9 protein-coding genes and 1 pseudogene are annotated in these 10,870 nt (G+C 46.6%); all 10 read left to right on the top strand.

The window, feature by feature from the left end; translation table 11 throughout:
* Positions 1-120 (top strand): annotated as a pseudogene (locus tag B5G42_RS18950) (ATPase); the annotation flags it as partial.
* A gap of 91 nt (positions 121-211) precedes the next feature.
* On the top strand, positions 212-2,092 hold the full coding sequence (locus B5G42_RS16580) for a recombinase family protein (RefSeq protein WP_087272765.1): 1,881 nt from the start codon (positions 212-214) through the stop codon (positions 2,090-2,092).
* A 26-nt stretch (positions 2,093-2,118) separates the two neighbouring features.
* Entirely contained in the window at positions 2,119-2,472 is a 354-nt protein-coding gene (locus B5G42_RS16575; protein WP_087272762.1) for a TnpV protein, read from the top strand.
* A 167-nt stretch (positions 2,473-2,639) separates the two neighbouring features.
* The gene (locus B5G42_RS16570) at positions 2,640-3,251 is read left to right on the top strand and encodes a TetR/AcrR family transcriptional regulator (protein WP_087272759.1); all 612 of its coding nucleotides are present in this window, start codon (positions 2,640-2,642) and stop codon (positions 3,249-3,251) included.
* 90 nt (positions 3,252-3,341) lie between these two features.
* A complete protein-coding gene (locus B5G42_RS16565; protein ID WP_087272756.1) occupies positions 3,342-3,926 on the top strand; it encodes an MptD family putative ECF transporter S component in 585 nt (194 codons plus the stop codon).
* Positions 3,926-4,672 (top strand): energy-coupling factor transporter transmembrane component T, encoded by a 747-nt coding sequence (locus tag B5G42_RS16560; RefSeq protein WP_087272753.1) that lies wholly within the window; start codon positions 3,926-3,928, stop codon positions 4,670-4,672. The genes B5G42_RS16565 and B5G42_RS16560 overlap by 1 nt, the downstream gene beginning before the upstream one ends.
* 11 nt (positions 4,673-4,683) lie before the next feature.
* On the top strand, positions 4,684-6,138 hold the full coding sequence (locus tag B5G42_RS16555) for an ABC transporter ATP-binding protein (protein WP_087272750.1): 1,455 nt from the start codon (positions 4,684-4,686) through the stop codon (positions 6,136-6,138).
* A 43-nt stretch (positions 6,139-6,181) separates the two neighbouring features.
* Positions 6,182-7,948 (top strand): ABC transporter ATP-binding protein, encoded by a 1,767-nt coding sequence (locus B5G42_RS16550; RefSeq protein WP_087272747.1) that lies wholly within the window; start codon positions 6,182-6,184, stop codon positions 7,946-7,948.
* Complete coding sequence (locus tag B5G42_RS16545) at positions 7,942-9,678, top strand: ABC transporter ATP-binding protein (protein ID WP_087272744.1); 1,737 nt, start codon at positions 7,942-7,944, stop codon at positions 9,676-9,678. Before B5G42_RS16550 ends, B5G42_RS16545 begins: the two co-directional genes overlap by 7 nt.
* A gap of 655 nt (positions 9,679-10,333) precedes the next feature.
* Positions 10,334-10,747: an RNA polymerase sigma factor gene (locus B5G42_RS16535; protein ID WP_087272741.1), complete on the top strand. Its 414-nt coding sequence runs from the start codon at positions 10,334-10,336 to the stop codon at positions 10,745-10,747.
* Positions 10,748-10,870 lie beyond the last annotated feature (123 nt).

Here is a 10,870-nt window from a genome sequence, read left to right as displayed (position 1 = left end):
GTGAAGGAAAACGACGAGGACTACATGAACGCGGTGGATTATATGTTCGCCGGGCTGGAAAAGCGCAAGCCGGATTGCTTTGCGGTCAAGCAGTACAAGAAGTACAAACTTGCCAGCGGAGATGTATGCTCTAAGTGACTTCTTAATCATGGTTTTTGTCATGGTTAGTGAAGCAGTCACTTAGAGCATTTTCATTTCAGGAGGTACAGCCATGAGAAACGAGAAAATCACTCCTCTGTATGAGCGTTTGAGCCGTGATGATGAGTTACAGGGCGAGAGCAATTCCATCTCCAACCAGAAAAAGATGTTAGAGGACTATGCCCGCCGGAATGGTCTACCGAACCCCACCCACTTCACCGATGATGGCGTATCGGGAACCCGTTTTGACCGCCCCGGCTTTCTGGCGATGATGGAGGAAGTCGAGGCCGGACGGGTGGAGGCCATTGTCATAAAGGACATGAGCCGCCTGGGGCGCGACTATCTGAAAGTCGGCCAAGTCATGGAGATTTTGCGGCAGCGCGGCGTCCGGCTGATCGCCATCAACGACGGCGTGGACAGTCTGAAAGGTGACGATGATTTTACCCCGTTCCGCAATATCATGAACGAGTTTTATGCCCGCGACACCAGCCGAAAAATCCGCTCCGTGTTCAAGTCCAAAGGCATGAGCGGCAAGCACCTGACCGGCACCGTCATTTACGGCTATTTGTGGGACGAAAAGCGGGAACACTGGCTTGTGGACGAAGAAGCCGCCGAAGTGGTACGCCGCATCTTTTCCCTGACAATGGAGGGCTACGGCCCCTATCAGATTTCCAAGCTGCTGTCTGAGGCAAAGGTTGAAATCCCCGCTGTCCATCTGGCACGCTTTCACGAAGGCGTAAACAGGTCAAAGCCGGTCAAAGACCCCTACGGCTGGGGATCGTCCACCATTGTGAATATTCTGAAAAAGCGGGAATACCTGGGCCACACCATTAATTTCAAGACCCGCAAGCACTTCAAGGATAAGAAAAGCCACTATGTTGACGAAAGCGAGTGGACGATTTTCGAGAACACCCATGAGGCCATCATCGACCAGGAAACCTTTGACAATGTGCAGCGCATCCGGGCAAATGTCCGGCGTTACCCGGACGGCTGGGGCGAGGCCCATCCTCTGACCGGCCTGATGTACTGTGCCGACTGCGGCGGCAAGATGTATGTCCATCGCGTCAATAACGGCAAGCGTGACCCACAGTTTACTTGCAGCCAGTACAGTAAGTACCCTATCGGCTCCCTTTGCCCCACACAGCACCGCATCCGGGCCGAGGCCGTCCTGACCCTGATAACCGATATGCTCCGGGCCATCGCGGAGTATTCTAAAAATGACCGGGCCGAGTTTATCCGCACCGTCCAGGAAACGCAGGCCGCCCAGCAGACCGCCGATATATCCAAGAAGCGGAAACGGCTGGCCGCCGCCCAAAAGCGGGCTGGGGAACTGGAAAAGCTGATTTGCAAAATCTATGAGGACAATGCCCTGGGCAAACTGCCGGACGCCCGGTATGAGGCGCTGGACGCACAGTACGCCAAAGAGCAGGACGCCCTCAATGCGGAAATCGCTGAACTGGAAAAGGCCGTTACCGGCTATGAGCAGAGCCGGAAATCTGCGGAGAAGTTTATTGCCCTGATTGATAAGTACGAGAATTTTGACACGCTGACAAACACCATGCTCAACGAGTTTGTAGAGAAAATCCTTGTCCATGAACGCGCCCGCAAAGGCAGCCAGGACACCACACAGGAGGTTGAAATCTACTTCAACTTTGTGGGCCGGTATATCCCGCCCGCCTTGCAGCCGGTTCCCCTGACCCCGGAGGAACAGGAAGAACTGCGGAAGAAGGAGGAACGCAAGGACAGGCTTCACCAGAACTACTTGCGCCGCAAGGCCAACGGCAAGCAGAAGGAATGGGAAGAACGCTACAACGCCAAGCGCAAGGCCCAGGTGGAGGCGGCAAAGGCCGCGATCCGGGCCGAGGACATGGAGAAGGGCATTTTTATCCCCGCCAGCCAGTTACCCAGACAGGAGCCGCGCAAGGCCACCTTACCGGCCAGCGCCGCAGTTTAACCATCACAGTGCAAAGGAGGACAAACATGAACGAATTGACTTACACCCGCTGCGGGGATTACTACATCCCCGACCTGGAGTTGTCCGAGCAGCCGGAGGCCCCCATCGGCAAGTATGGCCGTATGCGGCAACGCTACCTGAAGGAACACCGGCCCGGCCTTTACAGCAGCTTGATTTTAAGCGAAAAGTTGTACCCGCACCTGTTGGAGATTGACCGGGCGGCGCGTGAACGGATGGATGCCATGCTGCCCCGCATGATGGAGGCGGCAGGCGTAACCGAGGATCTGAAAGCCCGTGACCCCATGCGCTGGGTGGGGCTGATGAACACGCTGAAAGCACAGGCAGAGGAAGTTATACAATCCGAGTTGATATTTCAATAATAGGGTGAGCGCCAGAGAACAATCCCTGGCGCTCATTTTACTTTCGCTGTGCTGTTTTTCTGTACTTAAGGCTTTATTAACAAATTCATTATTGACATTGGGGCGTAAAAGCGATATGATTACACTGTAATTGATTACGGTGTAATCATGAAAGGAGGATTAGTTATATGGCATTAAAAGACCATTCCCTTGACGATAAGATTATTAAGGCGGCCTTTGATGAATTTATGGAATTTGGTTTTCAGAAAGCATCAATCCGCAAAATCGCTGATCGTGCAGGAGTGACACCGGGAGCTGTATATACCCGCTATGACAGTAAAGATGACTTATTTTGCAGTTTGGTGAGCAATTTTCTTTCTGCCGTCAAGACTCAATCGGAACCAATCGGAAAAATGTATTATGATCTGCTGGAAAGTAAAAATGTGGATGATCTTCTGGACGCAATTCGTAAGGAAGAAAAAATCTATCTGGATATTCTCTTTCAGTATTACGATGAATGTATCCTGTTTTTCTGTCGCAGTGAAGGAAGTTCTATTTATGCCATGATGCAAAAAATGATGGAACATAAAACAGTGGAGACAGTGACTTTTCTGAAGGAGATGGCGCAAGGCGATATTGATCTGGATGGTGTTGGAATGATTATGGGAGAACAGTTTCACTATTATCAGCAGATTTTAGAAAAAGGCTACAGTAAAGAAAAAGCGGTCTCCTGTATGAAAACTGTCGAGACTTTTCTTGAAGCAGGTTGGAGAGACCTGTTTGAAAGAATACTGCAATAAGGCAGAAAAAATTTTGTCCGCAGGTTAGGTTTAGCTAACTAACGGGCTTAAATACAAAACGCAAATACATAATGATTTGGAGGTTTTCGCATGAACAGCAAAATTGGAGCAAAAGATTTAATCACCTTAGGTATTTTCACGGTCATCTATTTTGTGATCGGAGCAGCGTTATCTCTTCTCGTTTCTATTCCCATTATGGTTCCATTCTTCCCGGCAGTTTGGGCGCTCATCAATGGAACTGTATTTATGCTGTACACAACAAAGGTTGAAAAGTTTGGCTTGGTTACTCTTATGGGCGTATTGACCGGACTGCTTGTGGGACTTACAGGAATGGGTTTTTGGTGTGCCCCTACCGGCTTGGTCTTTGGACTGCTCGGTGATTTAATCATGAAAAAAGGAAACTACAAAAGCTTTAAGCACAATTTGATTGGATATGCCGTTTTCTCAATTTGGACATCTGGCTCTCTAATTCCATGGTACTTCTTTGCACAGGACACACTGGCAAAGTATACCCAGGGTGGATATAGCGCGGACTATGGCACACAGGTGCTGGCTTATACTCCATGGTGGAGTTTGCTGCTTTTTGTGGGACTCAATTTTATCTGCGGTCTGCTTGGAGCATTGATTGGCAAAAGAATCATGAAAAAGCACTTTGAGAAAGCGGGGATTTTATAATGCCCGCCTCAGAATTATTAGCATCACCTTCTAACAGAAAAGGAATACGGTTTGATCCGAGGACGAAATTGTTCCTGTTGATTACTTTATGCACCCTCATACTCAGTACAGATAACAGCGGACTGATGCTGTATTTGAAGCCTCTCCTGGCTCTTATTCCGTTTGTCCTCCTGCTCCTGTCGGCTAAATATTGGGCCGGGTTTTTGTATTTTGCTTTATATGTTCTCGGATTTGTGCTGGAACTATCTTGGGGAGCTTTTGGGAATGGGGTGTCTGGTTTTATCGTGCTTATGGTGTCTGCGATCATAACCAGATTTACTCCTTGCGTCATTGCAGCATTTTTCCTTATGACAACCACATCCGTCAGCGAATTTATAGGTTCGATGAAGAAAATGCACATTACTGACAAAATCACGATTCCGTTATCCGTTGTATTTCGCTTTTTCCCTACGGTTAAGGAGGATGCGGGAGCAATCAACGACGCAATGAAAATGAGAGGGATCACTCCTAAAAATCCAATGCTCATGCTCGAATACAGAGTCGTGCCTCTGATTATTTCAACTGTGAAGGCGGGTGAAGATCTCTCCTGTTCTGCACTTACAAGAGGGCTTGGCTCTCCCAAAAAGCGCACCAATATGTGCGACATAGGATTTCATCTTTGGGACTGGCTGATTTTCGGAATCTGTGTTTGTTGTATCCTTGTCTTCTGTTTCCAGAACCAAATCTGTTCTTTATTGAATCTTTAAGGAGGCGCACTATGATTGAAATTGAAAATGTGAGTTTCTATTACCAAGGGAACGAACAGATGGGCGCAGTCAATCATCTGAGCCTCTCTATACCAAAGGGGCAAGTAGTGGTTCTTTGCGGCGAATCTGGATGCGGAAAAACCACAGTCACACGGCTTATGAATGGCCTGATCCCCAATTTTTATAAGGGCGATTTGACGGGGGCGGTAAGAGTAAACGGCAGAGATATTACGAAAATGCCCTTATATGTGATTGCAGAAAATACTGGCAGTGTGTTTCAAAATCCGAGATCCCAATTTTTTAATGTGGATACGGACAGCGAGCTTTCTTTTGCCTGTGAAAACCTTGGGTATCCCAAAGATGAAATCGTTGCAAGAGTAAGAGAAACGGTAAAAGACTTCAAAATTGAACGTTTGCTCGGAAAGAGCTTATTTCATCTGTCTGGCGGCGAAAAGCAAATGATAGCCTGTGCATCGGTATGCGTAACAGCGCCCGATGTTATGATTTTAGATGAGCCATCGTCAAATTTGGATGTCAGGCACATTTCCATACTCGCAAAAATCATTCAAAAATGGAAGGCACAGGGCAAGACCGTAATTATATCCGAGCATCGTTTGTATTATCTGACCCACATTGCAGACAGGTTTGTATGCCTCGCGAAAGGAAAAAAAGTCTTTGATTTGTCTGCGGACGAATTACGAAAGCAGGATATGGAAAAGCTCAGTGCCCTTGGACTTAGAACACCGGACATCCGCTGCCTGGAGCCTGAACCTGCAGGTGCGGCGGGTAAACAGTCGTTGTGTTTTGAAAAATTCCGTTTCTCCTATAAACGGCAAAAAGAGTGCCTGCAGCTTGAAAATTTCTGCGTTCCCAAGAATGAAATCATAGCCATTATTGGAAACAATGGGGCAGCTAAAAGCACCTTTGGGCGGTGTCTTTGCGGGATTGAAAAAGCAGGAATGATGCGTGATGGAGATATGACCCTTTTGTATAAAGAGCGCCTGAAACAGTGCTATATGGTCATGCAGGACGTCAATCATCAGCTCTTTACCGAGAGTGTTATGGATGAGCTGCTGATCAGCATGAAAAATCCAGATGAACAACAAGCTCTTGAGATATTGGCACAGCTTGGATTGTCTGAATACGCAAAAAGGCATCCCATGTCCCTATCCGGTGGAGAAAAACAACGGGTTGCGATTGCCACTGCGTTAGCCTCAGACCGAGAGTATGTTGTAATGGACGAACCTACCAGCGGATTGGATTACAAACACATGAAAGAGGTAGCTTTGTGTCTAAAACAGCTCAAAGAACTTGGAAAATCCGTTTTTGTTATCACCCATGATGTGGAGCTAATTTATCATTGCTGTACCTATGTAGTACATATCGAAGCTGGAAAAGTGATCAATCAATATGCAATAGATAAAAGCACACATACCCTTTTGAGGGACTATTTTCTGTTGCAATAAGTTGATAGGTGTCTACTTGGCAATCACTTAAGGAGGGAAAGCAATGAAAAAAGAGCCAAAATCAGAAAAACCATCTTTCTTTAAAGAATTGGGTGAATATATACGCCCTTATCGAGGACAGTTTGCGCTGTCAATCATCGTCAGCCTGCTCGCCGTATTCTGCGGTTTAGCCGTATATGGTGTTGTTGGGGTATTGTGCGGGGAAATTTTTGAAGGAGACAGATCGTTTGTTCAATTATTTCTCATCATAGGCGTAGCTGGTCTGTGCAAGATTTTGAACGCTGTTTTTTTGAACCTATCCACTTATATTTCCCATAAAGCGGCCTTCAAAACCCTTAGAGATATACGGCTTGCCCTGTCCGGCAAGCTGATACGGCTGCCTCTTGGCTATTTTGAAAGGAAAGGGAGCGGCAGGCTGAAAACCGTACTGGTTGACAGGGTTGAAGAAGTGGAAAAAACTCTGGCGCATTTTCTACCAGAAATGACCGCAAATTTATGTATTCCCATTGGCCTTATCATTTGGATGTTTTCTATTGATTTCCGGCTGGCACTTTGTGTCCTGCTGTGGATTATCATAGGATTGGCCGCAAGCAGTGGAATGATGAAAGATTACGACAAAAAATTTGCTGGCCAGATTGCTGCTGGAAAAAGTATGAATCAGGCAGTAGTGGAATATGTGGGTGGTATTGAAGTCATCAAAACTTTCAATCAGGCTGAGTCAAGTTATGAAAAGTATGCCAATGCGGTAGATCACCACGCCTCATACTCTGTCGATTGGATGAAAAGCACTCAGATATATGCCTCTCTTAGCTATAGCATCGCACCTGTTTCTATTTTTGGTGTTTTAATTTTCGGCTTGATTTTTTACGGAAACGGCACGTTGGCACCTTCTGTCCTGTTTTTATTTATGATTATATCCCTTGGTGTGTTTGGGCCTATTTCAAAGGCATCCTCCTATATGGATCAATTATCAAGCATGAATGTTGTTGCAGGAGAAATAAAAGATATATTGGATGCGCCCGAACTTGAGCGGGCTGAAATCGCAACAGCCGATGTTTCTTCTTTTGCTATTGGAATGGATCATATTACCTTTTCCTATGAGCAAAGCGAAAAGCCTGCAGTAAAAGATGTGTCCATCACTATTCCACAAAATACGATGCTGGCGTTAGTAGGCCCATCAGGAAGCGGCAAATCTACAATCGCAAAATTGCTGGCAGGTTATTGGGATGCAGATGATGGAACTATTACGATCGGTGGCACACCGATTAAGGAGCTGTCCATTGAGCAGCTTAATTCTTTGATTGCCTATGTGGATCAGGATACTTACCTTTTTGATATGAATATCATGGAGAACATCAGGATTGCCAAACCGACAGCTACAGATGAAGATGTCATAGACGTTTGCAGAAAGACCGGCTGCCATGACTTTATCAGTAAGCTACCTGGCGGCTATCATACCCAAGCGGGAGTAGCCGGAAACAGATTGTCCGGCGGTGAGAAGCAACGCATAGCAATCGCAAGAGCCATGATGAAAAACGCTCCCATTATGATCCTCGATGAGGCAACGGCCAGTTCCGATCCAGAGAATGAGGTGGCGATTCAGGAGGCATTGGCAGCGGCAAGTAAGAGCAAAACCCTGATTGTGGTAGCCCATAGGCTACAGACAATTATGAACGCCGATCAGATTGCATTTGTGAAAGATGGGCAGATATTATGCTCAGGGACACACGAAACCATGTTGAATAATTGTGTCGGTTATAAGCGGCTATGGAACATTTCAAATATAGGAGGTGAAGGCACATCATGCTAAATGCGTTTAAGCTGATATGGAATTTCAGCAGCAAAAGAAAAAAGGAATATAGAAATGCAATTATATTCTCTTTCCTTGAAGGCTTGTTTTTAATGGCAAAGATGTTTGCCGTTATTATAGCGATTTATGCGCTGTTTGGCAGATACCCGCTTTCAAATGCGGTGATCGCGGTTTTTGCACTGGCCGTTCTGTATATTGTTGGGGTCTTCATTTTCAGCTACAAGATGCAACTCACTTCTATGTCAGCCGGATTCGGGATGGTGGGAGATAAAAGATTTGAATTTGGGGAAATTCTCAAAAATGCCTATTTAGGCTTTTTTGATAACTTTTCTGTGGGGCGAATTAACTCTGTCTTGACGACAACGCTTTCTGAAATCGAAACATCTGCGCCATCCGCTTTGATCCGAGTTGTGGGCGGCGTTTTAGGTACGGTGTCGTTGCTGATTGGATTGTTCTTTTATGAATGGCGAATTGCCCTTATAAGCCTATTGGGAATGGCAGCATACCTTTTAGTAGTAAACTGGCAGATTCGTGTGTCGAGAAGAGATGCGCCAAAAAGAAGCGAAGCACAGAGCAAATTAAGTGCTGCTGCACTTCTATTTCTCCAAGGTATCAAAGTGACAAAAGCGTTCAGCTTCAAAAATGGGGACAGACGCTTAAAGGATGCCATTCAGGGTAGCTGTAATGAAAACATCGCTCTGTCTAGTGGTTCCATTCCGTCACAGATTGCTGCCGGTGTAGTACTCTCTATTTTTGAAACGGCTATTATTTTTACTTCCGTTTTTGGATATACAGAGTTTGATATTTATTCTGTGGAAAAGTGCCTTGTGCTGATTATTCTTAGCTTTATGGCATTTTCCTCAATGAATCAGGCCGGCTCTGTACTATCCATGATCGGTATTCTGGATAGTGCCTTGAAAGAAACAAATTCATTGACACAGATGGAACAAATTCAAGTGGCATCCCCGGAGCAACATATTGCATCCGATGAAATTATATTTGAAGATGTTTCTTTCTCCTATGGCGACAATGAAGTTTTGAGCCATATTGATACTGCAATTAAGGCGGGATCTTTTACCGCAATCATAGGCCCGTCAGGTTCGGGGAAAACAACCCTTTGCCAGTTGATTCCGAGATTTTTTGAAGTGAAGAAAGGCCGAATCCTGATTGGCGGCGCAGATATTCGTCACATTCCCACAGAAGAATTGATGAGCAAAATCAGTGTGGTCTTTCAAAAAGTGTATTTGTTTGAGGATACGATTCTCAACAATATTCGGTTTGGTAAACCAACTGCCACATTGGAAGAAGTCCGGGCTGCTGCAAAAGCGGCAAGATGTGATGATTTTATCATGGCTCTGCCAGAGGGGTATGATACGCTTGTGCAGGAGGGCGGCAACAACCTGTCTGGTGGAGAAAAGCAGAGGATTTCCATCGCAAGAGCAATTTTGAAGGATGCTCCAATTATCATTTTAGATGAAACTACCAGTGCGTTAGATACCGAAAACGAGCATGAGGTTTTAGCGGCCATCGAAGAATTAACAGAAAACAAAACGGTCATTATGATTGCCCATCGTATTAAAACTGTTGAAAAAGCAGACCACATCATTGCGATTGAAAATGGCCGGATTGTTCAGGAAGGAACGCATAAGGAACTTCTCCATCGAACTGGAATCTATGCAGACTTCATCCACGCCCGTGAAAAGGCATCTGGTTGGAAATTGGGAAATTAGTTCCTATATGCATAGAAAAAAGTAATCTATATTTTCTAAAACAGGAGTTGAGGCATCTGAATGAATTTATTGCCAACGATGGAGAACTATTTTAGAAACAGTCTTAATTGAACACATCATCAGCGATGAAAGCTTTTCACGGCTGAAAGAGGCAGCCGAACAGGAGCAAGAATAAACCGAATAAGCCAAGCTATCCTGCCCCGCCAGACGGGGAAAGAAAAAAACCGTTGCAGGGCAGGCAGCTTCGTGCGCCCATAATGGATTTTCAGGGTACTGCGGCGGTTTTGAGTAACATCAAGGCCGCCGTTCCTTATGCCTTCGACAAAGGAGTGACGCCTATACGCTGACACGGCGGCTTTAGGAGGGAGCCGCCGTGAAGCACACTGACCGCCGACAAATTCAGACGATATTTGCACTACCGTCAAAAAAAGCCCAGCCACCGAACAGGCCCCGTCTGGCAGCCGGTGCGAAAATTGTCACAATGTAACTGAATACCGTATTTTTTGCGCTCGAATAGCTTTCTGCTGTCCGGGCGTTTTTTCATACCTGTGGGGCCGGAATATCGGGTCAACATGGCCCGAACCCTGTCCCCGGTGCCGCTCCCCGCCGCCCCGTTCAGATTTTCCCGCAAAAAATCTGAACGGAGGAAAGGCAGATGGAAGTCACCATCCATTACAACGGACAAGCTGTGGCCGTGGAGGTCACACTGGAAGTCTATGAATTTCTTGACCGGGCCGACCACAAAACCGAGAACCTGTCCCATGAGCAGCGGCGGCACTGGGATGGCCGGGAGTTTGACGAGTACATAGTTGCCACCGAGGGCGTGGGTATCTACGGCGAAACGCCGGAGGACTACCTTTGCCGCATGGAAACGCTGGGCGAGCTGGTGGCCGTCCTGGACACCTGCACCGAGACCCAGCGCCGCCGGTTCCTGCTCTATGCCCTGGACGGGCTGAGTTTTTCGGAGATCGCTGCCCTGTGCGGCTGCTCCAAGAGTTCGGTGCAAGGCTCCATTGAAGCGGTCAGAAAAATTTTCAAAAAAATTTTGAGAAACCACCCATACGAATGACCCCTTTTCGGGCTACCAAGTGAAAGGGATTGTTTCCCTTATCCCAGCGGGAGGCGGACAGCGGACAAGCTGCCCGCCTCTCCCATTTTCAGGAGGTAAGCCTATGAAAACAATCAATCTGCG

This window comes from Flavonifractor sp. An91 (assembly GCF_002159225.1).
Taxonomy (GTDB): domain Bacteria; phylum Bacillota; class Clostridia; order Oscillospirales; family Oscillospiraceae; genus Flavonifractor; species Flavonifractor avicola.
Note: the sequence above shows the minus strand (reverse complement) of the source record. Positions and strands in the feature narration are given on the sequence as shown.